Origin of the sequence: Mesorhizobium robiniae, from assembly GCF_040545535.1 — a bacterium.
In the GTDB taxonomy this organism is placed as follows: Bacteria; Pseudomonadota; Alphaproteobacteria; order Rhizobiales; family Rhizobiaceae; genus Mesorhizobium; species Mesorhizobium robiniae.
In genome coordinates, this window is record NZ_JBEPMC010000012.1 from 103,959 (window position 1) to 124,948 (window position 20,990).

The following is a 20,990-nucleotide window of genomic DNA, read 5'->3' on the forward strand; positions in this document are numbered from 1 at the left end:
TCTCCACGTGACGCATCGGTCCGAAAGTCGAGATCGATTTTCGGAAAGCACGATGCATAGCTTAAATTGCTAGAGCGTAGGTCGCCCTAGAGAGACCGTGATATGGCCGAGACCGACCCCAGAAAGACCATCGTGCTGACCGGCGCCAGCCGCGGCATCGGCCATGCTACGGTCAAGCGCTTTTCGCGCGAAGGCTGGCGCGTCATCACCTGCTCGCGCCAGGCGTTTGCCGAGGACTGTCCGTGGCCGGCCGGCCCGGAAGATCATATCAAGGTCGATCTTGCCGACCAGGAGGACGTCGGCATCGCGATCTCGGAAATCCGCCATCGGCTGGAGGCTCATGGCGGCCAGCTTCATGCGCTGGTCAACAATGCCGGCATCTCGCCGAAGCTCAAGGACGGCAACAGCCGCATGAATTCGATCGACACGCCGATGCATGTCTGGCGCGACGTGTTCCAGGTCAATTTCTTCGCGCCGATCATGCTGGCGCGAGGATTGTTTAGGGAATTGGCGTCGGCCAAGGGCTCGATCGTCAACGTCACCTCGATCGCCGGCACACGCGTGCATCCCTTCGCCGGCACCGCCTATGCGACGTCGAAGGCAGCACTCGGCTCACTGACGCGCGAAATGGCGCATGACTTCGGCCCGCACGGCATCCGCGTCAATGCGATCGCACCCGGCGAGATCGACACGGCGATCCTGTCGCCGGGCACCGAAAAGATCGTCGAGACCATTCCGCTGCGACGACTGGGCACCACGGCCGAAGTCGCTGACATCATCTTCTTCCTGTGCTCGCAGCAGGCCTCCTATGTGACGGGCTCGGAAATCCACATCAATGGCGGCCAGCACGTGTGAGCCGGGTGGCCAAGGAATTGCTCATCCGCTTATGGTGAGAACAGCCTTGCCGCTGATGCTGCGCTGTCGCAGTGCGTTGAGGGCTTGGGCAATGTCTGTCCATTGCACGGTCAAGGCCACGCGGGTTTCCAGCAGCCCAGCCGAGACCAGAGCGAGCAGCGAGGCGATGTCCGCGCCTATGCTCGGACCAGAGGCGTAGTACGCGAAAGTCTGAAGCCTCGCGCCCTCGTGACCCGGAACGAACTGGCGGAATCCAACTGGCGTGAGTTCACCGCTGCTCGAGCCGAACATGACGATGGTCCCGCCGGGTGCGACACGCTCGATTGCGTGTGCGAGGCTTTCACCGCCGACTGACTCGGTGATCAGCGAGAAAGGCCCCTCAGCCAGCTCGATCGACTCGACTACTTGCTCGGCACCTAGGTGGCGCAGATCCTCGCCGTGCCGGGAGGCGGCGACTGCGGTCACGCGCCCGCCCTGCTGGCGGGCGATCTGGATCTGAAAGCGGCCGACCGCGCCGCTTGCGCCGGTGATCAGGACCTGCTGGCCGGCCAGGTCGCCGCCATGGCGCAAAGTCCTTAGCGCCGTCGTGGCGGCCACCGGAAGCGTGGCTGCCGAAACGAAGCTGACGTTATCCGGCAGGACGGCGAGACGGTCGGTTGGAATGGCGACACGTTCGGCCCAGCCGGCCTGATCGACCAAAGCCGCAACCCGGGTGCCCATGGCTGGCCCGGAGCCATCGGCTGCCGCCCGTTCGACAACCCCGACGACGTCCTGGCCGGGTATCCAGCCGTTCGGACGTATGCTGAGCAAGCGCAGTTCGCCGCGGTTCAACGAGGTTGCATGGACCGAGATTAGCGCTTCGTTGGCGAAGGGCTGAGGTTCCTCGAACTCGGCGAACTTCAGTCCGGTGGCGCTGTCGGTAGACGTGACCAGGGCGAGCATGGTCGTACCTTCTTACTGGTTTGTGTCATGCAGGCGATGGGCGCGCAGCCTCGTCGCGATCAACTGGGCCACCAAATTTTTGACCAGGGTGTAAACCGGACCCTATCGACTTTTCCGTTCAAAGAATTTAGCTATCATGGCGTTTAATCGCTAAAAGCCGTCAATTATGAGACAGCCTCTTCGCTGGCCCTGGCCGGATTTCGATGTGGATGATGTGCTCGCGCCGGCGATTGCGGTGCGCGTTGACGTCACCGAAACCAGAGCGGAGGTCCCCGCCCACCGGCATCGCAAAGGCCAACTCGTATTCGCGCTCGGAGGCGGCGTCACATGCCACGTCCCAAGCGGCCTATGGATGGTACCCCCTCATTGCGGGGTCTGGATTCCCGGCGACATGGAGCACAGCAATGTTGCGACGGCCAACGCCCGGATTTTTTTCGTGTATGTTGAGCCGGGAGCCGCCGATCTGCCGCACCGGTGCTGCACCCTTTCGATCTCGCCGTTGCTACGCGAACTGATCATCGAGCTGTCCGATGGCGTGGGGGATGACGAGGCGAGGGACGGACTTTTGATCAGGACGCTGCTCACCGAACTGCCGCGCATGCCTGTCCAGCGGCTATACCTGCCGATTTCATCCGAGCCACGCTTGAGGAGGATCGCCGAAGCGCTGGCGCAAGACCCTGCCGACCGCAGCACATTGGCGGAATGGGCCAACCGCGTAGCGCTCAGCGAGAGCAGCCTCGCCCGCCTCGTCGTGAAGGAGACAGGGCTGAGCTTCGGGCGCTGGCGCCAGCAATTGCATTTGATCGTCGCAATTCGAGAACTGGCCTCAGGTGCGAGCGTACAGCAGGTCTCGGGTGATCTCGGCTATGGCTCCGTCACTGCTTTCATCACCATGTTCAAGAAGGCGCTTGGGAAGCCGCCGGCAAAATACCTCGACAGTATCGCTCAAAACGGTGGCTCCGCATTCGTGGCGTGATCAATTCGCCCGCGGGCGGACGGTTCAGATCGACTTTGCAATCTTTCGCTGGCCATCGGCCAGACCAGCACGTGCAGGATCGGCTCAGGCAGCGGACGGTTAGGCCGCCTCTGGCTTGTGACCAAGCACCTCTTCCACGATCCCACGAGCGATCTCGCGCTCACCCATGATCACGGTGTCGGCTCCGAGCCCTTTGAGATGCTCGACCTCGGCATCGGAATGGGCGCGGGCGATGACGTTGATTTTCGGGTTGGCGGCGCGGGCGCGCAGCACGATCTGTCCCGCCTCGAAGGCGTTGGGGACGGCGAGAATCAGGCGGCTCGCGCCCTCGGGATTGGCTGCCGCGAACACCTCGCTGTTCGCGGCGTTGCCGAACACGGTTTCGATGCCGTCGTCCCTGAGCTTCGCCATCGTCTTGTCGGCATCCTCGATGACGAGAAAGGGCAGGGCGGCCTCCTTCAATGACGCGCCGACGAGGCTGCCAACACGGCCATAGCCGACCAGGATGGAATGGCCGGTAAGCGCTGTCTTGGGCGGCGGGCCGTCCTCTTTCACCGATGCCGCAACCGAAGCCAACTGGCCTGGCTCCGTGGCGGGGCCGATCGGCTTTGCCTCGTCGAGCGGCGCCGTCTTGGCGGCGCGCCTTTCCAGCCACGGTTTCATCCAGTCGATGGCGAGGAACATCAGCGGGTTGAGGACGATCGACAGGATAGCACCGGCGAGAATGAGGTCGCGTCCCTGTTCGGGCAGAAGCTTCAGCCCAACGCCGAGCTCGGCCAGGATGAACGAGAATTCGCCGATCTGGGCAAGGCTTGCCGAAATCATCAACGCGGTCGCGATCGGATAGCCGAAGGCGACGACGATGACGAAGGCCGCCAGCGATTTGCCGATGACGATGATGGCCAGTGTCGCCAGGACCGGCCAGCCATTGCTGATCAGGCTGAACGGGTCGAACAGCATGCCGACCGAAACGAAGAACAGCACGGAAAAGGCGTCACGCAGCGGCAGCGATTCCTCGGCCGCCCGGTGGCTGAGTTCGGACTCGCTCATGATCATGCCGGCGAAGAAAGCGCCCAGCGCCAGCGACACGCCGAACAGCTTGGCCGCGCCGAAGGCGACGCCGAGCGCAATGGCCAGCACCGCCAGCCGGAATAATTCACGCGACCCGGTATGGGCGACGTAGTGCAGGACCCAGGGGATGACCCGGCGGCCAACCACCAGCATGACGACGACAAAGGCAGCGACCTTGGCCAGCGTGATGCCGACGACGCCCCAAACGCCGTAGCTCGGCGGCAGCGACAGCAGACCGCTGCTGTGGACCTCCACCTGCTCCTGGCCGCCCAGCACGCCGGCCAGCGCCGGCAGCAATACCAGCGCCAGCACCATGGCCAGATCCTCGACGATCAGCCAGCCGACGGCGATGCGGCCGCGCTCGGTCTCGATCAGCCGCCGCTCCTGCAGCGCGCGCAACAGCACCACGGTCGAGGCGACGGAAAGCGCCAGCCCGAAGACCAGCCCCGCGCCTAGCGACCAGCCGAGCACCCAGGCAAGCGCGACGCCGAGCGCAGTCGCGAAGCCGATCTGTACGATCGCACCGGGCACGGCGATAGCGCGGACCGACAACAGATCCTTCAGCGAGAAATGCAGGCCGACGCCGAACATCAACAGGATCACGCCGATTTCGGCGAGTTCGTTGGCGAGGCCGGCATCGGCGACAAAGCCCGGCGTATTCGGCCCGACCAGAACGCCGGCGACGAGGTAGCCAACCAGCGGCGGGATGCGGAAGCGGTTGGCAATTGCGCCGAAGACGAAAGCTAGCCCCAGACCTGCAACGATAGTGGCGATAAGGGGCGTGTCATGCGGCATGGTCTATGGAGCGCCTTTCAAAAATCACGATGTCGGACATGCGCCGCCAAAAAGCCGCCGCCCCGGCAATATGGGGGCTCAGGTAGCCGCGAGGCAACCCGCAATGCGATGAAATCGAGACAAAGATGGCAAAAGGTAATGGCTGTCGGGAAAGAAACGGGCCGCACGTCTGGCGCCCGCGATCAGGCCGCCTGCAGCAGGTTCTCGATGTCGACGATGGTGTGGTTGGTCAGCGTCTTTGGAAATTCCGCTGATATCTTCTCGGCAACTTCCTTGTGCAGTTTTCGGCGCATCTCGCCCAGCACCGGCGGCGGTGCTATCAGCACCATTTCCTTGAAGGCGCCGCGATGCGCGAGCCTATACAACTGCTCGGCAATTTCATCGGCGAAACGCTCCTTGCCGAGGCGGTGCCAGTCAGTATCCTCGACTGCGCTGCGGTGGACGGAAGGACCGTCGCTGTAGCGGCCGGGGCGGTCCGAACCTTGCTCTCGCGTCGCCGGATTTGTCTGTTCCATCTCCTGCACGACCTGAAGATCGGGATATTGGGTGTCGCCACGGTTCTCGAGGAACAGCGCCTTCTCGCCGTCGGCCACCACAACCCACAGTCCGCGTTTCAGCTTGAGATTGTTCACGGAGCGCTCCTTATTTCTGATTTTCATGATCTTCCAGGCCCACCTCTGGAGCCGTCGCCGCAGCTGAACAGCAAGGCTCGGATTCCCAAGGCAAACGCGCGCCGAGCCAGGAATGTTCCGGTGGTCAGCGCATCGCGGCTTTAATCTACTAGATTAGTAGAATTTAGAAAAAAGTGTTTTGTGATATACTTCACTTGCGGCTAGAACAGCCGCAGATCAGGGCTCACAGCAGCGGCTTGGATCTCCTCCATTCGTAGGTGTGGAATTTTTTTCTCCTGCCTCTGGTGCTTGAGGAAAAGCGATTGCTTCGCATGAAGCGATGCGCGAGTGCGTTCCTTCTGCTTTTTCGCGCCTGCGCGTAGAACTGACAGCGTATTCAGGATTCCGCTCGCCATGCCGCAGGACACCCCCAAGCTCAACGCCTTTCCCGTCTTCATGCGGGTCGAGGGCGAAGCCGTGGCCATCGTCGGGGGCGGCGAGGAGGCGCTGGCCAAGGCGCGGCTGATCGGCCAGTCGAGCGCGGTGCTGCGCATCATAACCGATGCCGCGGAGACCGAGTTGCTGGCCTTCATCGCCGCGAACGGCGCTTTCCACATCGCTGCCGCCTACGATGCCGCGCATCTCGAAGGCGCGGTGATGGTGTTTGCCGCCAGCGGCGATGAGGCGCTCGACCGCCGCGTTGCCGAGGATGCGCGCCGGCTGGGCATTCCGGTCAATGCCGTCGACCGGCCGGAGCTGTGCGATTTCTTCACCCCGGCGCTGGTCAACCGCGCGCCGGTCGCCATTGCCATCGGCACGGAAGGGGCCGGCCCAGTGCTTGCCCAGATGCTGCGCAGCCGCATCGACCGCATGCTGTCGCCGTCGTTCGGGCCGCTTGCTTCGCTTGCCGCCTCGTTGCGCGGCAACGCCGAGAGATTGCTGCCGAAAGGCAATGCCCGTCGGCGCTTCTGGAGCGACTTTTTCGGCGGCGCACCGGCCCGCGCCATGGCGGCCGGACAGCTGTCACAGGCGCATGATGCCGCCGTCGACCTGTTGCTTTCGAATGCGCCGTCGTCGGGCCACATCGCCCTGGTGGGTGCCGGTCCGGGCGCCGAGGACCTGCTGACCCTGCGCGCCCACCGCCTGCTGATGGAAGCCGATGTCATCGTCCATGACGCGCTGGTGCCGGAGGCGATCGTCGCCATGGGTCGCCGCGACGCCGAGCGCCTGCCGGTGGGCAAGCGCAAGGGCTGCCACACCAAGAGCCAGGCCGATATCAATGCGCTGCTGATCGAACTCGGCCGCGACGGCAAGCGCGTGGTGCGGCTGAAGTCCGGTGATCCGCTGGTGTTCGGCCGGGCGGGCGAGGAAATGGCAGCACTGCGCGATGCCGGTATTGCCTATGAGGTGGTTCCGGGCGTCACCGCGGCCTTCGCCGCCGCCGCCGATTTCGAGTTGCCGCTGACGCTGCGCGGCGTGTCGTCGTCGATGGTGTTCACCACCGGCCACGATCTCAAGGGAAATTCGCTGCCCGACTGGGCAAAGCTCGCCATTTCCGGCGCTACGGTCGCCGTCTATATGGGCCGCTCGGTCGCAGCCGAGGTTGCCGGCCGGCTGATCGAAGCGGGCTTGTCGCCGGATACGGCGGTCGCCGTGGTCGAGAATGCCAGCCTTGCCAACCGCCGCCGTTTCCACGGCACCCTCGCCGACCTGCCGTCGCTGGAGGTTCGCGCCGACCTTACCGGGCCGGTCATGACGATTATCGGCGATGCAGTCGCCGGCGCCAACTTTGAACGTTCCGAGCCGCTTGCGGCACACAGGCATGAAGGCGCGGCCCAAACAGCAGCCGAAGGAGCTGGACGATGAAAGTTCTGACCGCAAACCGCCTCGCCGATGGCGAAGCCGTCTGGTACGCCAATGGCGGCTGGGCTGAGACCATCGACAATGCCGACGTCGCCGACGACAAGGCGGCTGAAGACCGGCTGGAGGCGATCGGCGCTGCGGCCTATGCCAACAATGAAGTGGTCGACGTCAATCTGATCGACGTGACCGTCGTCAGCGGAGTGGTCGAGCCCGTCCGGCTGCGCGAAAAGATCCGCGCCGCCGGGCCCACCAACCGCAACGATTTGGGCAAGCAGGCCCGCCCGGAAGCCGCCCGCGCGGCGTAACCGACCACATTGATGAACGGGCGGACGCGCCCGGAAAGACCAGACATGTACCGTTACGATGAGTTCGATCACGATTTCGTCCAGGCCCGTGTCGCCGAGTTCAGCGACCAGGTCGCGCGGCGGCTTGCCGGCGAGATCTCCGAGGATCAGTTCCGGCCGCTGAGGCTGATGAACGGCGTCTACCTGCAATTGCACGCCTATATGCTGCGCATCGCGGTGCCCTACGGTACGCTGAACAGCAAGCAGCTGCGCATGCTCGGCCATATCGCCCGCAAATACGACAAGGGCTATGGCCACTTCACGACCCGCCAGAACATCCAATTCAACTGGCCGGCGCTGTCGGACATTCCGGCGATCCTGGCCGACTTGGCGAGCGTCGAGATGCACGCAATCCAGACCAGCGGCAACTGCATCCGCAACGTCACCGCCGACCATTTCGCCGGTGCCGCCGCCGATGAAGTCGCCGATCCGCGCCCCTATGCGGAAATCCTGCGCCAGTGGTCGTCGGTTCATCCGGAATTCTCGTTCCTGCCGAGGAAATTCAAGATCGCGGTGACCGGCGCCGAGCGCGACCGTGCCGCCATCCAGACGCATGACATCGGCCTGCATTTGAAGAAGAACGCCGCCGGCGAACTCGGTTTCGCGGTCTATGTCGGCGGTGGCCAGGGCCGTACGCCGATGATCGCCAAGAAGATCCGCGACTTCCTGCCCGAGGCCGACCTTCTGTCCTACTGCACGGCGATCCTGCGCGTTTACAACCTCTACGGCCGCCGCGACAACAAATACAAGGCGCGCATCAAGATCCTCGTCCACGAGACCGGTGTCGAGGAGATAACCCGCCAGGTCGAGGCCGAATGGCAGGAACTGAAGGATGCGGATCTGAAGCTGCCGGAAGCCGACATCCGCGCCATCGATGCTTATTTCGCGCCGCCGGCTCTGGCCGACCGGCCGGAAGGCGACGAGGCGGTCAAGCTCGCCCGCCTCGATTCCAAGAGCTTCTCGGAATGGCTCGACCAGAACGTGGTCACTCACCGCCATCCCGATTATGCCGCCGTGACGATTTCGCTCAAGGGCATCGGCGAAGCGCCGGGCGACGCCTCCGACAGCCAGATGGAAGCGGTCGCCGACCTTGCCGAAAAATATGCCTTCGACGAACTGCGCGTCAGCCACGAGCAGAACCTGATCCTGCCGCATGTCGCGCGCGCCGACCTCAAGGCGGTCTACGACGCTTTGGTCGGCATCGGGCTGGCGACGGCTAATTCCAACCTGATATCAGACATCATCTCCTGCCCAGGCCTTGATTATTGCGCGCTGGCCACAGCGCGCTCCATTCCGGTGGCACAGGAAATCTCGCTTCGTTTCGCTTCGCTTGAACGGCAGCGCGAGATCGGCGAGTTGAAGCTGAAGATTTCCGGTTGCATCAATGCCTGCGGCCATCACCATGTCGGCCATATCGGCATCCTCGGGGTCGAGAAGAAGGGCGCCGAACTCTATCAGGTCACGCTCGGCGGCTCGGCCGACGAGAACACCTCGGTTGGCGAGATCATCGGCCGCGGCTTCTCGTCGGCAGAGATCACCGACGCCATCGAGCAGATCGTCGAGACGTACCTCGGCCTCCGGCTCGACAGAAATGAAAAATTCATCGACGCCTACCGCCGAGTCGGTCCCGCGCCGTTCAAGGAGGCGCTCTATGCTGGCGAAGCCAAGGCCGCTTGATCGTATCGTCGACGTCGAGGCCGGGATCGCCGCCGAAGCGGCGGGGCTCGATGCGCTCTATGGTCATCTGAAGCCGCTGGAGATCATCGAGCGGTCGGCCCGGGAATTCTTTCACGGTGAAATCGCCGCGGTTTCGTCCTTTGGCGCGGATTCTGCCGTGCTGCTGCACATGACAGCCAAGATCGACCGGACGCTGCCGGTCATCTTCCTCGACACCGGCAAGCACTTCGAGGAGACGCTCGGCTATCGCGATGCGCTCGTTGCCGATTTCGGGCTGACCGATATAAGGGTGATCACGCCCGAAGAAGCGGCGCTCGAACGGATCGATCCGACCGGCAATCTGAACGAGACCGATACCGACGCCTGCTGCGACGTTCGCAAGGTCGAGCCGCTGGCGCGCGGCGTCGAGCCGTTCCGCGCCTGGTTCACCGGCCGCAAGCGTTTTCAGGCGACGACGCGGGCAGCGCTTCCGGTGTTCGAGGCGGTCGGTTCGCGCATCCGCATCAATCCGCTGGCGCATTGGACGACCGCCGATCAGGCCAACTATATGCGCGCGCATGCGCTGCGTGAAAATCCGCTGGTCGCTTATGGCTATCTGTCGATAGGCTGCTTCCCGTGCACGCAGCCGGTGCAGCCGGGCGAAGACGCGCGCAGCGGCCGCTGGGCGGGGCACGCCAAGACCGAGTGCGGCATCCATCTGTCGGGGCTGGAAAAGTCGCTGACCGACGCATCACTCTAGGGTATGTTGATATTCAGGTGAGGCCGGCCTGCAAATGGCGGCTTCCTGCGCTTCCGGTGCTCACGTACAGAAAGTACGCTCCGCTCCGGTTCTCGGAAGCCACCATTTTCGGCTCGGCCTGACCTGAATCTCACACACCCTCCGGTTCTTTGAGTTTTAGGATTTTTTGATGACCGCACAGACACCGGAGACCCGCCTCTGGACCCCGCAAGGCTTCCGCGAAGACGAGTGGACCCATGCTGAGAGTGCCGATGCACTGTCCGGCAATGGCCGTTTCATCCTGCCGTTGCAGGCGTTCCTCGACCTCGACCCGGCGGTGCGCCGGTCGGCGAAGGAGCGCATCGGCGTTCTGCTGCAGCCCGGCGACCAGCTCGAAAAGATCGCGGACCTGCTCGATCAGATAACGTTGGTGGCGTTGGCCTTCCCGGCTTTCAGTGACGGTCGTTCCTTTTCAAAGGGCGAATTGCTGCGCAGCCGCCACCATTTCGAGGGCGCGGTCCGCGCCACCGGGCAAGTTCTGGTCGACCAGCTACCGCATATGCTGCGCCTCGGTTTCGACGAGTTCGAAGTGTCGCATCCGGTGCTTTTGAAACGGCTTGAGGAAGGCCGCACCGGCGGTCTGCCGCTGTACTATCAGCCGACCGAGAAGCCGGAGGCCAAAGGCCCAAAATATTCCTGGCGGCGGATGCGCGCCAGCTGATCGCCTGCGCCGCGCCACGGCGAGTGGTGCTGATGCACGGCAAATCGCCGAAAGGCGCCGAGAAGATCGCCTCACTCTGGGCAACGAACCGCAACGTGCCGCAGATCGGCTTTGCGCCCGACTGGTGACGAACGGCCGTTCCGCACCCTTCAAGCGTAACGACGCGATACTGGAAATCATGCCCAAGGGCGTGATGCACTTCCCCGACACAGGCATCAACGACAACCTCGCCGACAAGGCGAAGAAGCTCGGCATCCCGGTCTGGAAATTCGGCGGTGCTTAAGCGACGCTTGCATCTTCGGCGTCTCATACCGGCGGACTGGGAACCTAATGCAGGGAACTGACATTCAGCCCTATTGGTCGCGAACGACGTAGAGACTGTGCGCGACGAAACATATCCCCAATCGTTTTGCCGAAGTCAGAGATCAGGACCGAATGCTGTTAATGTCTGGCCTAGCTCAGTTTGGTGGATAATTGGCGTTGAAATCTTACATAGCGGTCGAAATCGGCCGGATCGAGGCGCCCATGGGGCTCGTAGCCGTCTGCGGGTTTTTGAAATACGGGCTTTACACTATCGCGCATCATTTGGCCGCTGATCGCAATCAAGGAAAGGGTTACGACAATGAGCAACAAGCACTTTTTGCGTGGCATGGCGACGGTGAACTTCTGGGCCGACGACGTGGCCGCGGCGCGCGACTGGTACGCGGAGCTGTACGGCGTCGAAGCGTACTTCCAGCGGCCGGATGCGGAAAACCCCGCCTATGTCGAGTTCCGAATCGGCGACGACGAGGACGAGTTCGGCATCATCGAACGCCGCTACGCACCAGCAGCGATGCAGCCCGGTCCGGGCGGCGCCATACTGCTGTGGCACGTCGACGACATCGAGGCGGCGTTCGCTCGGCTCAAGGCCATGGGCGCCACGGAGTACGATCCGATCACCAAGCGCGAGAGCAACTTCGTCACCGCCTCGGTGGTCGATCCGTTCGGCAACGTATTGGGTATCATGTACAATCCGCACTACGTCGAGATGCTCGAGTCACGGACAGCGTAGGCAGACGAAGCCGCGTTCGCATGGGAGATTTGCCCCTAGGTGCAACGGGATACCAGGTTATCGATCGCATTGCGGCTTGGCCGGAAGGAGGGCGGTAGGCTGAAAGTATTCAACGCAGACAAGGCCGGTGCGGCCGGAGTCATGCTCGCGACGCTTGTTGGCGTGGCCGCGATAAGTCAGGTGTTTCGTACTATCGCCGCGATCGTCGCCCCCGGACTGCAACGTGAATTCGGGCTCTCGACCGAAGAACTCGGCATCTACGCCGGCGCCTTCCATCTGTCCTTTGCCCTCGCCCAGATTCCGATGGGCCTAGCGCTCGACCTTTACGGCGTGAGAAAGACCGTTGGTTCGGCTTTCCTCCTTGCAGTAGCGGGAGCGCTCCTGTCGTTCATTGCAACAGGCTTCCCGGTTTTGATGCTGGGGCAGTTGCTCATTGGCATCGGCTGCGCACCAGCCTTTGTCGGATCGCTGTTCTTTGTAAGCAAACATTTTTCTGAAAAGAGTTTTGCCCGAGTATCGGGCTTGGTTCTCAGCTTCAGCGGCCTTGGGTTACTGGCCACTGGCACGCCGCTGGCATGGGTAGTCGAACATTGGGGCTGGCGCAGCGCTTTTGTGGTGACGGGCGTCGTTGCGGCGGCAAACTTGGTCTGCATCCTCGTCCTCGTTCGGGATGATCACGGCAAGAACTCAGGCGACATCGCAGGCGCAATTCGAGAGACGCTTGCGATCCTGAAAGAACGGCAGACCAAGGGCATCGTTGCGCTCGCGCTCGTTGGCTACTCATCCTACATCGCGCTGAGGGGCCTGTGGGCGACACCCTTGTTCATAGAGCGACACGGCTTCACACTGACGGACGTCGGGAATGTGCTTCTCGCCTCGTCGGTCGCGACCTTGGTTGGCCCACCGCTATTCGGTCTGGTGCGGGCGAAAGGACGCTCACGGCGATACCTGATCTGCGCGAGCATGGCCGCTTCCGCCGGGATCTTCCTTATCCTTGCAATCTCCGCCAACTGGATCGTCGATGCTACGATGTGCGTTGCGCTTGGGGCGCTCACCGGCTTCACGATCTTGCAGTTCGCAGACACTAAGAGTGCATATGAACCTCAGGTCGTCGGCCGGGCATTCGGAATTCTGAACACAGCTGTATTCCTCGGCGTTGCCATCATGCAGGGCGCAACTGGATGGGTGGCGTCCACCGCGAGCACGTTTAGCGTCAATCCATTCGCTGCTGTCTTCGCGTTCATCGCCGCGGCGTGCCTGCTGGCCATGGTCGCCTTCTTCATGCTTCCCTGGCCAGAATGGGAGGTCGGCAGCAAAACTGATGTTTAGGTATCAACGCCTTGCTAAGTGGATGGTAAGCCAATCCTGATAGTGTTGAACGGGAGCCGGGCGTGCTTAGCGCCATCGCAGAATCTGATGGAGTGTCCGCACTCGGGAAACCGCCAGTTGTTGCGCATGGACCGATATGAGGGCGCCACCTGCTATTGCTAGTGGCCGTGGCGCGATCAGATATCGCCCGTCATCTCTTGATTGCGAGAATACCCGACCGCTTCATAGCGCTGATCCTTGGTCAGACTGATCGCCTGACGCCATCAACCCGTAAAGGGTCGGCTATGCGAGCATGCCGCCGCTTCGGCTGCGCCTGCGCGGTGATTGCAGCGTTCAGTCCGACACTTCGGGCGCCTGTCAGCGGGGGATGGTCCTCCGCTCGGAACAGGAGCCGGATCGATGTCCCTCAACGACGCACACGCCTTCGCCTTCAGCCTCGCCACCACCCTCATGGCCGCCATCATCATCTTCCAGGCTGGAGACGGCACGCTCTCGGTGACGCTCGCCAGCGAATACGACGGTGACATGGCGGCGATCGTCCAAGTGATCGACCCCTTCGCCCCATAACCGGGGCCCTGATGCGCGACGAACGCAAGGCGGCTTAAGCCAAGCCTTGGAAAACCGCCGCACTTAGGTGCGGCGGTGCGTTTTACGCAGTCATCCGCGCTTCGCGAAATGACACCAGCTTGCTGCGGCTCTCGTCCCACAATGCGAGCTTGACGCAGCGCAGGCTGTCGAGAAGCGTGACGCGACCGATTTCGCGCAGTTCCGGATAGTCCCTCAGGACCTCCTGGAGCCGGTAGCACGGCACCTTGGCGGAGAGGTGGTGCACGTGATGGACGCCGATATTGCCGGTGAACCAGTTCAGCACCGGGGGCAGGTCATAATAGGACGAGCCGTGCAGGGCCGCGTGCTGGAATTCCCACTCGGAGTCCTTTGCCCACTCGGTCTCTTCGAACTGGTGCTGGACGTAGAACAGCCAGATTCCGGCGGAACCGGCGAGGATGACGATGGGCAAATGGACAACCAGGAACGCTTCGAGGCCGACGGACCAGATAAGGCCGGCGGCGGCGACCGCGATGGCCACGTTGGTGGCCATCGACGACACCCAGGGCGTGAGTCCGCCTCGCATCATGCCGACCGGCAGTCTCTGCTCAAAGATGAAAAGCCAAATGGGGCCGAGGCCGAACATGACGAGCGGATGGCGATAGAGACGGTAGGCGAGGCGGCCACGCCAGGACATTTGCCGATATTCGGCAACAGTCAACGTCCTGATGTCGCCCGTGCCGCGCTCATCGAGATTGCCGGCGCTGGCGTGATGGGTTGCGTGGGCACGCCGCCAGCAATCGTAGGGGGTCAAGGTCAGGATGCCCAGCCCGCGGCCGATCCAGTCGTCGGCCGTGCGGTTGGCGAAGAAGGAGCCGTGGCCGCAATCATGCTGGATCATGAAGATCCGCACCAGAAAGCCGGCGGCCGGAAGGATGAGGATCAGCCCCCACCAATGACCATGGGCATAGGCAGCCGTGGACAGCGCCCACAGCGTGGCAAAGGGGATGAGGGTGATGGCAAGTTCGACGGCGCTGCGCCGCCTGTCGGGTGTTTTGTAGCGCGCCAGGATCTTCAACCAGGCACGTTTGCTGTTCGCCACAGCTTCGGGGGAAATCATGTTCATCAGGAAGCATAGACGGACCATTCCGTCGCCGCAAGGCAATGATCACGCCAAGTTACTGCGCGTAATTGTCGCGCGACGTGCTAGCCGCAAAGTGGAAAGTCATGCTTGGGTTCCGGTGGCACGCAACGACAGGCGAGTGTGTTGGTCTACCGCCTGCGGCCACGAGCGGCTATCTGCTTTCGATGCCGTCGAGGCGCTCGAGCAATTCCTTGAAACGATCGGGAATGTCGTTCTGCGTCCGGAACGCCGGCAGCGCGCGCAGAAAGCGCTTCGTTGCCTCGGCGCCGAACTGGCGCCTGATGCCGGCCGCGAGCCTTTCACGTCTTTCGTCATTGTTGCGGGCGCCATTTTTATTACGGTCGCCGTTGTTGCGGGTCGTCATTTCAAAATCCTGTGTCGGCTTCGAAACTCTTCCGGCAGACGAATGGTTCCCCCATCGCAGCATCTTGGCAAGCAAAGCCGGCGATTACAGTAAAATTTGAATTAATATCGAAAGGTCTTCATGATGCGCCGTTGAAGCGCGAGTCCTCCTCCTCAGTATCGCTTGCCCCTTGATTTTTGGCCGCCAAACCTCGATATCGGGCACAAAATCCACACCATTCGAAATGACGGGAAATGGCGATGAGCGACCAGGCAAAAGACGAACGCGCGCCCGATGAAGCCGAAACGACCGGAGCTGCTACCGAACATACGCAAGGCAGCGTCGACGGCGACTATGAAGCGCTTGTGCGGCTGCTGAAGGAAAACGACGAGTTGAAGGACCGCGCGCTCCGCGTCGCAGCCGAAATGGAGAATCTGCGCCGTCGTACCGCCCGCGACGTGCACGATGCGCGTGCCTATGCGGTTGCCAATTTCGCCCGTGACATGCTGTCGGTATCGGACAATCTGCGCCGCGCGCTGGATGCGATCCCGGCTGAAGCCAAGGCGTCGGGCGATGCCGGTTTCAAGGCGCTGATCGAGGGCGTCGAGCTTACCGAGCGCGCCATGCTATCGGCGCTGGAGCGGCACGGAGTGAAGAAGCTCGAACCGGAAGGCGAGAAATTCGACCCGAATTTCCACCAGGCGATGTTCGAGGTGCCCAATCCGGAAGTACCGGCCAACACGGTGGTCCAGGTCGTGCAGCCGGGCTATTCGATCGGCGAGCGGGTGCTGCGGCCGGCTATGGTAGGCGTTGCCAAAGGCGGCCCCAAACATGCGGCGAGCGAAGCTCCGGTCGAGCCAGGGCCGGTGAATGAGCAAGCTGAGAAGGATGCGTAAGTTAGGGGAGTAGGGGAATAAGGCAGTACGGGAGTAGAGAACAGCGCTACGTATGGTAAAGTAGAGCAATTGCCACTCCGGCCGTTGCCTTCTCTCCCCACTCCCCTAGTCAGGCAGCGAATCGCTGGGCTTCCCCGCCATAGTAGTTGACGTAGCGGGCACCGATCTCCTTGACCGGCATCACGACGAACACATCGACGGTGGAGAATTCGCGGTCGATGACGCAGCCGTCGCCGATGCGCGCTCCGACGCGCAGATAGCCCTTGACCAACGGCGGCATCGCCGCGATCGCGGCCTTGGCATTGACCGCCTCGATCGGCATCAAATCCATGGAACAGTAGCGCCCGGCGACCGCGCGCACATCCCAGGCCGAGTTCGTCCGGCAGTGATGGGCGAGATAGGTGAGCGCCTCGGCGTGCGCCGCTGGCACGGTGCCCGGAAACGAGGCGCAGCCGGTCATCACGCCGATGCCGTAATGGTTGATATAGGCCCAAATGCCTTGCCAGAGCGCTTCGATGGTGCGCTTCGAGCGGTATTCCGGCAAGACGCAGGAGCGGCCGAGCTCAAGGAAACGCTGGCCGGGATGGCGGGCGATGAGCTTGGTCAGCTCGAATTCGCCCTCGGAATAGAAGCCACCGGCGGCGGTCGCGATTTCCTGCCGGAGCAGGCGGTAAGTGCCGACAATGCGGCGGTGCTCGGGACCGGACAGAGAGGTATCGAAGACGAGCAAATGATCACAAAGCGGATCGAAATGGTCGGCATCGCGGCGGTCCTGCACCTGGAACAGGTTCTTCCTGGCGCCAAGCTCGTCATAGAAAACCCGGTAGCGCACTTCCTGCGCGGCGGCGACCTCGGCCTCGTTGCGGGCGAGCCGCACTTCGAGGTTGCCGATGCGGCCGAGCGCTTCGCCTTTTATGACGGCATCGACGTTCCGGCCAACGAGCAATGCGCTGCTGGCGTTCGGCCGAGTGTCACATTCCGGCATAACTGTATGCACGAGTGATTCTCCTTCGAGCCATCCCTCTTGGCACGGGGATACGGTGTAGGTGCAACAGGATTGTGACAGTACCGTGATACGGCGTTGCCGGCAATACTTCGTCGGCTGGGTAATCCTTCAACCGGCTATGTTACGCCGGGAAAGCTTAGAAGGGCAGCCGGCGGATCACGCAGCAACCTGGCCTTCGACCGCATGGACAAGCGCGTCGGGATCGAGCGGCTTGGTGACGAAGCCGCTGGCACCATGGGCAAGCACGGCATGGCGGGTCTTTTCCTGACTGTCCGCCGACAGCACCATGATGGGAACCGGCGGCACGGCGGTTTCCTCCTCGTGCCGGCGGATGGCGGCGATGGCGTCCAGCCCGTCCATCACAGGCATGTGCAGGTCCATCAGCACCACGTCGAAGCGGTGCTTGTGGCCGCTGCCGGTGACGGCCTCGACGGCAGCCTTGCCGTTGGCGACCACCGTCACGCGATGTCCGGCCTTCAGCAGCGTGGCGCGGGCCAGCATGGCGTTGATGTCGTTGTCCTCGGCGATCAGCACGGACAGGCCCTGCTGGCGGCTGCCAATGGCACGGACCGATGGCGCGCCGCGCTTTTCCGGCTGTGGCTGGGCGAGGGCGGGTACGCTGCTGCTCAAAAGCACGCGCAGCAACGTCTCGCCACGCACCGGCCTTGCCAGGAAGGTGGCATAGCCGCTGGCGCGGAACTCACCCAGCATGCCGCGGTCGGTCGGCGCGATCAAGGTGATCGCCTCGCCGTCGGCAAAGCCGCTCTGGCGCAGGCGCTTGAGCAGCCTGCCGTCGCTCTCTTCCATGGCCGCGTCGACCAGAAGCACGTCACAGCCTTGGGCGAAGGGTGCTGCCTGGGCGGCGGTCGCGGCCAGATCGACCATGCCGCCATTGGCGCGGATGGTGCGGGCGATGGCGTCGGCCTCGATGGCGTTTTTCGACAGGATCACGGCGCGCCGGCCCGACAGGGCATTCCGGCGGTTCTGCGGTGCTTCGGTGGCCGATGTTGCAGGGATTTCGAAGACGAATTCGGAACCGTGGCCGAGCCGGCTCGACACCGAAATCGTGCCGCCCATGGCGATCACCAGACGTTTGGAGATGGCAAGACCAAGACCAGCGCCGCCATGCGCGCGGGTCGACGAGCCATCGACCTGTTCGAATTCCTCGAAAATGCGTTCCAAGTCGTCCTCGCTCAGGCCGGGACCCGTATCGGTGACGCTGAAGCATATGCGGTCGGTGGTTTCGGTGCGGGCGCGTGCGACATTCAGCAAAACGCCGCCGCTGTCGGTGAACTTGATGGCGTTGCCGATCAGGTTGAGCAGAACCTGCCTGACCCTTCCCGGATCGGCTGATATCATCTGCGGCACGTCGGGCTCGACATGGCAGCCAATGCCGATGTTTTTGGCGTAGGCGCGCGCCGCCAAGAGTTCGATGATGTTGTCGGCGATCTCGCGCACCGACATTGGCTGCGGTTCGGGATCGAAGCGGCCGGCCTCGATCTTGGAATAGTCGAGCAGATCCTCGATCAGCGCCAGCAGCGCGCTGGCCGATGTCGACACGGCGCCGACATAGGTCCGTTGTTCAGGCGAGAGGTTGGTGTCCGCCAGTAGCCTGGCCATGCCCATGATGCCGTTCATCGGCGTGCGGATCTCGTGACTGACGGTGGCGAGGAAGCGCGATTTGGCCTGGCTTGCGTATTCGGCTCGCTCACGGGCGGTGATCAGCGACGATTCGGCGTGCTTGCGGGCGGTGATGTCGCGGGCGATGGCGCGATGCGAGGCGGCGCCGCTCTCCTTGTCACGCACGGACAGTTCGATCCATGAGAACCAGCGCGGACCGTTCGGCGTGCTAATGGCGACATCGGTTGAGCTCAGGCATTCATGGTCGGAGAAAGCCGCATCCGGAACGATGCCGACGTCGATGCCTAGTTCGGCCAGGGTCCTGCCGGCAAGATCGCGCTGGTCGCTTCCGACGAGATCGGCGAAAACCTTGTTGGCATAGACGATGTGGCCGTCACGATCGCGGTGGACGACGAGATCGCCAAGGGCGTCGATCAGCCCGCGAAAGCGCTCCTCGCTCTCCTGCATCTCCCACATGCGGTCGGCCAGGGTCTCGACCTCGGCGCGGCTGCGAGCTGCGGTCTCGCCAAGGAGGGCAACCGTGCGACGCTCCGTGCGCCTGGCATGCAAGTGCGCGGCAAGGCCGGCCATGCCAGTCGCCAAAAGGCCAACGGTGATGAAAATCGGCGCTCCGGTCAGATGCGACAGGCCTGCCAGCACAACGATGGCGACGAGCATCAGGAACGGCAGGCCTTCACGATTGGCGGCGGGCAGTTCGGGCGCCAGTGGCGGCGCTGCGATATGCTGGCGCCTTGGCGCCTCGGGGCGAATCCCGTCAACGCTTTCGGCGCTCTCCGTTTGCCTGATGCCGGATTCCGTGATCATGCGGATTCCTTGGCAGACAGAGATTATGGAAAATTGCGGCAGTTCGTTCGAATTTTAGCAGTCGCCCGGTTTTGACGTCCTTTCGTGCAAAAATTGCAGACGACAGAACTCACATGTCTACCACCACGCGGCCACGGATCTTGCCTTCGACGATGTCGTGCGCGGCGTCGATGATGCCGTCAAAGCCAATGGTCGTGGACAGGCTGGCGAGCTTCTGGAGGTCCAGGTCCATGCCGATGCGGCGCCACGCCTCCATGCGGACCGCTTTTGGCGCCATCACCGAATCGATGCCGAGCAGACAGACGCCGCGCAGGATGAACGGGGCGACGCTCGCCGGCAGATCCATGCCGCCGGCCAGGCCGCAAGCGGCGACGGCCCCGCCATAGGAGGTCATCGAAAGAACGTTGGCCAGCGTGTGGCTGCCGACCGCATCGACGCCGCCGGCCCAGCGTTCCTTGGCAAGCGGCTTTGCCGGCTGCGCAAGCTCGTCGCGCGAGATTACTTCCGCAGCACCCAGATCGATCAGATAAGGGCTTTCAGCGCTGCGGCCGGTCGAGGCGATGACATGATAGCCGAGGCTGGACAGGATCGAGACTGCGACCGAGCCGACGCCGCCGGCGGCGCCCGTCACCACCACCGGGCCGCGATCGGGCACGATGCCATGCCGTTCCAGCGCGATGACGCAAAGCATGGCGGTGTAGCCGGCGGTGCCGATCGCCATGGCATCATGCGGGCTCATGCCCTGGGGCAGTGGCACCAGCCAATCGCCCTTGACACGGGCGCGCTCGGCATAGGCGCCAAAATGCGTTTCGCCGACGCCCCAGCCGTTCAATATGACCTTGTCCCCCTTACGCCAGTCGGCATGGGAAGATGAGATGACGGTACCGGCGAAATCGATGCCCGGCACCAGCGGCCAGCGGCGGATCACTGGCGCCTTGCCTGATATGGCGAGGCCATCCTTGTAGTTCACCGTCGTTGCCTCGACGGCGACGGTGACGTCGCCTTCCATCAGGTCGGCTTCGGTGAGGTCGGTCATGGCGACCGACTGTTTCTTCTCGGCGTCGCGCGAAACGAGGATGGCTTTGAAGGTTTCGGGCATGTCTTCTCCTCGGGCTTTTCGAATGGGCACTGTATGGCGACGAAAGGCCAGGTCAATCGCCGGAGGGCTCGGGCTCCCGCCGCCAACCGATGAGTTCATCGAAGACGACCAGCACCGCGCCGATCGCGATGAAGGCGTCGGCGAGGTTGAAGATGGCGAAGGACCATACCGGGGTGTGGAACAGGATATAGTCGATCACGTGACCATAGGTAGCGCGGTCGAACAAATTGCCGAGCGCGCCGCCGACGATCAGCGCAAAGCCGATGCGGGTCAGCACGTGGCCGGGCGGAGTGCGGGCCGCGAGATAGAGCACGAAAGCGACGACGAAAGTGGCGATGACCACCAGGCCTGTGTCGCCGAAAGACGAAAACATCGAGAAGGCAATGCCGGTGTTGTAGGTGCGATACAATGCCAGGAACGGCACGAGATCGACCTTTTCTTGAAAGGCGAGGCCGGTCTCGACCAGGTATTTGACCCACTGGTCGAGCCCTACCGCGGCGGCGACCAGCAGGACGTAGGGGAACCATGATTTTGCCGTTTGGGATTTCACCATTTGGG

At 62.9% G+C, this 20,990-nt stretch carries 20 protein-coding genes and 1 pseudogene; 12 read left to right on the forward strand and 9 right to left on the reverse strand.

Annotated features, from left to right (window positions below; translation table 11 throughout):
• The first annotated feature begins 102 nt into the window (after positions 1–102).
• Positions 103–855, forward strand: coding sequence for an SDR family NAD(P)-dependent oxidoreductase (locus ABID19_RS27595; RefSeq protein ID WP_095496876.1), 753 nt, complete (start codon positions 103–105; stop codon positions 853–855).
• A gap of 21 nt (positions 856–876) precedes the next feature.
• Here the strand turns inward: ABID19_RS27595 and ABID19_RS27600 are convergent, their stop codons facing one another.
• A complete protein-coding gene (locus tag ABID19_RS27600; protein ID WP_354494063.1) occupies positions 877–1,797 on the reverse strand; it encodes a zinc-binding dehydrogenase in 921 nt (306 codons plus the stop codon).
• A gap of 166 nt (positions 1,798–1,963) precedes the next feature.
• On the opposite strand from ABID19_RS27600, the gene ABID19_RS27605 reads away from it, so the two are divergent.
• Complete coding sequence (locus ABID19_RS27605; RefSeq protein ID WP_354494064.1) at positions 1,964–2,773, forward strand: AraC family transcriptional regulator; 810 nt, start codon at positions 1,964–1,966, stop codon at positions 2,771–2,773.
• Positions 2,774–2,872: 99 nt separating this feature from the next.
• On the opposite strand, the gene ybaL is transcribed toward ABID19_RS27605, so the two are convergent.
• Together ybaL and ABID19_RS27615 are read right to left on the reverse strand one after the other, a co-directional pair.
• Positions 2,873–4,639, reverse strand: coding sequence for a YbaL family putative K(+) efflux transporter (ybaL, locus tag ABID19_RS27610; RefSeq protein WP_354494065.1), 1,767 nt, complete (start codon positions 4,637–4,639; stop codon positions 2,873–2,875).
• Positions 4,640–4,821: 182 nt separating this feature from the next.
• Positions 4,822–5,271 carry a host attachment family protein gene (locus ABID19_RS27615; RefSeq protein WP_354494066.1) on the reverse strand — a complete coding sequence of 150 codons (450 nt, stop codon included), beginning with the start codon at positions 5,269–5,271 and terminating at the stop codon, positions 4,822–4,824.
• A 393-nt stretch (positions 5,272–5,664) separates the two neighbouring features.
• On the opposite strand from ABID19_RS27615, the gene cysG reads away from it, so the two are divergent.
• The 9 genes and pseudogenes from cysG (at position 5,665) to ABID19_RS27660 (ending at position 13,520) form a co-directional block, all read left to right on the forward strand.
• Entirely contained in the window at positions 5,665–7,116 is a 1,452-nt protein-coding gene (gene cysG, locus ABID19_RS27620; protein WP_354494067.1) for a siroheme synthase CysG, read from the forward strand.
• On the forward strand, positions 7,113–7,418 hold the full coding sequence (locus tag ABID19_RS27625; RefSeq protein ID WP_354494068.1) for a DUF2849 domain-containing protein: 306 nt from the start codon (positions 7,113–7,115) through the stop codon (positions 7,416–7,418). Before cysG ends, ABID19_RS27625 begins: the two co-directional genes overlap by 4 nt.
• 45 nt (positions 7,419–7,463) lie before the next feature.
• Complete coding sequence (locus ABID19_RS27630; RefSeq protein ID WP_354494069.1) at positions 7,464–9,134, forward strand: nitrite/sulfite reductase; 1,671 nt, start codon at positions 7,464–7,466, stop codon at positions 9,132–9,134.
• Positions 9,109–9,873, forward strand: coding sequence for a phosphoadenylyl-sulfate reductase (locus ABID19_RS27635; protein WP_354494070.1), 765 nt, complete (start codon positions 9,109–9,111; stop codon positions 9,871–9,873). Before ABID19_RS27630 ends, ABID19_RS27635 begins: the two co-directional genes overlap by 26 nt.
• Before the next feature lie 169 nt (positions 9,874–10,042).
• Positions 10,043–10,573, forward strand: coding sequence for a DUF934 domain-containing protein (locus tag ABID19_RS27640; RefSeq protein ID WP_354494071.1), 531 nt, complete (start codon positions 10,043–10,045; stop codon positions 10,571–10,573).
• A 23-nt stretch (positions 10,574–10,596) separates the two neighbouring features.
• Positions 10,597–10,856 (forward strand): annotated as a pseudogene (locus ABID19_RS27645) (SLOG family protein); the annotation flags it as partial.
• A gap of 339 nt (positions 10,857–11,195) precedes the next feature.
• Entirely contained in the window at positions 11,196–11,624 is a 429-nt protein-coding gene (locus ABID19_RS27650; protein ID WP_354494072.1) for a VOC family protein, read from the forward strand.
• A gap of 39 nt (positions 11,625–11,663) precedes the next feature.
• Positions 11,664–12,953, forward strand: coding sequence for an MFS transporter (locus ABID19_RS27655; protein ID WP_354494073.1), 1,290 nt, complete (start codon positions 11,664–11,666; stop codon positions 12,951–12,953).
• A 399-nt stretch (positions 12,954–13,352) separates the two neighbouring features.
• Positions 13,353–13,520, forward strand: a complete 168-nt coding sequence (locus ABID19_RS27660; RefSeq protein WP_354494074.1) for a hypothetical protein — start codon at positions 13,353–13,355, stop codon at positions 13,518–13,520.
• Positions 13,521–13,602: 82 nt separating this feature from the next.
• Here the strand turns inward: ABID19_RS27660 and ABID19_RS27665 are convergent, their stop codons facing one another.
• Positions 13,603–14,625 carry a fatty acid desaturase gene (locus ABID19_RS27665; protein WP_354494159.1) on the reverse strand — a complete coding sequence of 341 codons (1,023 nt, stop codon included), beginning with the start codon at positions 14,623–14,625 and terminating at the stop codon, positions 13,603–13,605.
• Positions 14,626–14,794: 169 nt separating this feature from the next.
• A complete protein-coding gene (locus ABID19_RS27670; RefSeq protein WP_354494075.1) occupies positions 14,795–15,007 on the reverse strand; it encodes a hypothetical protein in 213 nt (70 codons plus the stop codon).
• Between the two features lie 239 nt (positions 15,008–15,246).
• Between ABID19_RS27670 and grpE the strand changes: the two genes are divergently transcribed.
• Positions 15,247–15,882: a nucleotide exchange factor GrpE gene (gene grpE / locus ABID19_RS27675; RefSeq protein WP_354494076.1), complete on the forward strand. Its 636-nt coding sequence runs from the start codon at positions 15,247–15,249 to the stop codon at positions 15,880–15,882.
• A gap of 109 nt (positions 15,883–15,991) precedes the next feature.
• Here grpE and olsB read toward each other — a convergent pair whose 3' ends face one another.
• The 4 genes from olsB to lspA all read right to left on the reverse strand — a co-directional run bounded on the left by olsB (position 15,992) and on the right by lspA (position 20,985).
• The gene (gene olsB / locus ABID19_RS27680; protein WP_352935727.1) at positions 15,992–16,867 is read right to left on the reverse strand and encodes a l-ornithine N(alpha)-acyltransferase; all 876 of its coding nucleotides are present in this window, start codon (positions 16,865–16,867) and stop codon (positions 15,992–15,994) included.
• Between the two features lie 177 nt (positions 16,868–17,044).
• Positions 17,045–19,333 carry a hybrid sensor histidine kinase/response regulator gene (locus tag ABID19_RS27685; protein ID WP_354494077.1) on the reverse strand — a complete coding sequence of 763 codons (2,289 nt, stop codon included), beginning with the start codon at positions 19,331–19,333 and terminating at the stop codon, positions 17,045–17,047.
• A gap of 109 nt (positions 19,334–19,442) precedes the next feature.
• Positions 19,443–20,432 carry an acrylyl-CoA reductase (NADPH) gene (gene acuI / locus ABID19_RS27690; protein WP_354494078.1) on the reverse strand — a complete coding sequence of 330 codons (990 nt, stop codon included), beginning with the start codon at positions 20,430–20,432 and terminating at the stop codon, positions 19,443–19,445.
• Positions 20,433–20,484: 52 nt separating this feature from the next.
• Positions 20,485–20,985, reverse strand: coding sequence for a signal peptidase II (lspA, locus tag ABID19_RS27695; RefSeq protein ID WP_354494160.1), 501 nt, complete (start codon positions 20,983–20,985; stop codon positions 20,485–20,487).
• Positions 20,986–20,990 lie beyond the last annotated feature (5 nt).

What these genes read in the sequence shown, in the direction of transcription:
- grpE (WP_354494076.1), top strand. Translation starts at nt 15,247, where the DNA reads ATGAGCGACCAGGCAAAAGACGAACGCGCGCCCGATGAAGCCGAAACG.
- ABID19_RS27685 (WP_354494077.1), bottom strand. Translation starts at nt 19,333, where the DNA reads ATGATCACGGAATCCGGCATCAGGCAAACGGAGAGCGCCGAAAGCGTT.
- ABID19_RS27625 (WP_354494068.1), top strand. Translation starts at nt 7,113, where the DNA reads ATGAAAGTTCTGACCGCAAACCGCCTCGCCGATGGCGAAGCCGTCTGG.
- ABID19_RS27665 (WP_354494159.1), bottom strand. Translation starts at nt 14,625, where the DNA reads ATGAACATGATTTCCCCCGAAGCTGTGGCGAACAGCAAACGTGCCTGG.
- ABID19_RS27595 (WP_095496876.1), top strand. Translation starts at nt 103, where the DNA reads ATGGCCGAGACCGACCCCAGAAAGACCATCGTGCTGACCGGCGCCAGC.
- ABID19_RS27670 (WP_354494075.1), bottom strand. Translation starts at nt 15,007, where the DNA reads ATGACGACCCGCAACAACGGCGACCGTAATAAAAATGGCGCCCGCAAC.
- lspA (WP_354494160.1), bottom strand. Translation starts at nt 20,985, where the DNA reads ATGGTGAAATCCCAAACGGCAAAATCATGGTTCCCCTACGTCCTGCTG.
- ABID19_RS27640 (WP_354494071.1), top strand. Translation starts at nt 10,043, where the DNA reads ATGACCGCACAGACACCGGAGACCCGCCTCTGGACCCCGCAAGGCTTC.
- ABID19_RS27635 (WP_354494070.1), top strand. Translation starts at nt 9,109, where the DNA reads ATGCTGGCGAAGCCAAGGCCGCTTGATCGTATCGTCGACGTCGAGGCC.
- cysG (WP_354494067.1), top strand. Translation starts at nt 5,665, where the DNA reads ATGCCGCAGGACACCCCCAAGCTCAACGCCTTTCCCGTCTTCATGCGG.
- acuI (WP_354494078.1), bottom strand. Translation starts at nt 20,432, where the DNA reads ATGCCCGAAACCTTCAAAGCCATCCTCGTTTCGCGCGACGCCGAGAAG.
- ABID19_RS27650 (WP_354494072.1), top strand. Translation starts at nt 11,196, where the DNA reads ATGAGCAACAAGCACTTTTTGCGTGGCATGGCGACGGTGAACTTCTGG.
- ABID19_RS27660 (WP_354494074.1), top strand. Translation starts at nt 13,353, where the DNA reads ATGTCCCTCAACGACGCACACGCCTTCGCCTTCAGCCTCGCCACCACC.
- ABID19_RS27605 (WP_354494064.1), top strand. Translation starts at nt 1,964, where the DNA reads ATGAGACAGCCTCTTCGCTGGCCCTGGCCGGATTTCGATGTGGATGAT.
- ABID19_RS27630 (WP_354494069.1), top strand. Translation starts at nt 7,464, where the DNA reads ATGTACCGTTACGATGAGTTCGATCACGATTTCGTCCAGGCCCGTGTC.
- ybaL (WP_354494065.1), bottom strand. Translation starts at nt 4,639, where the DNA reads ATGCCGCATGACACGCCCCTTATCGCCACTATCGTTGCAGGTCTGGGG.
- olsB (WP_352935727.1), bottom strand. Translation starts at nt 16,867, where the DNA reads ATGCCGGAATGTGACACTCGGCCGAACGCCAGCAGCGCATTGCTCGTT.
- ABID19_RS27600 (WP_354494063.1), bottom strand. Translation starts at nt 1,797, where the DNA reads ATGCTCGCCCTGGTCACGTCTACCGACAGCGCCACCGGACTGAAGTTC.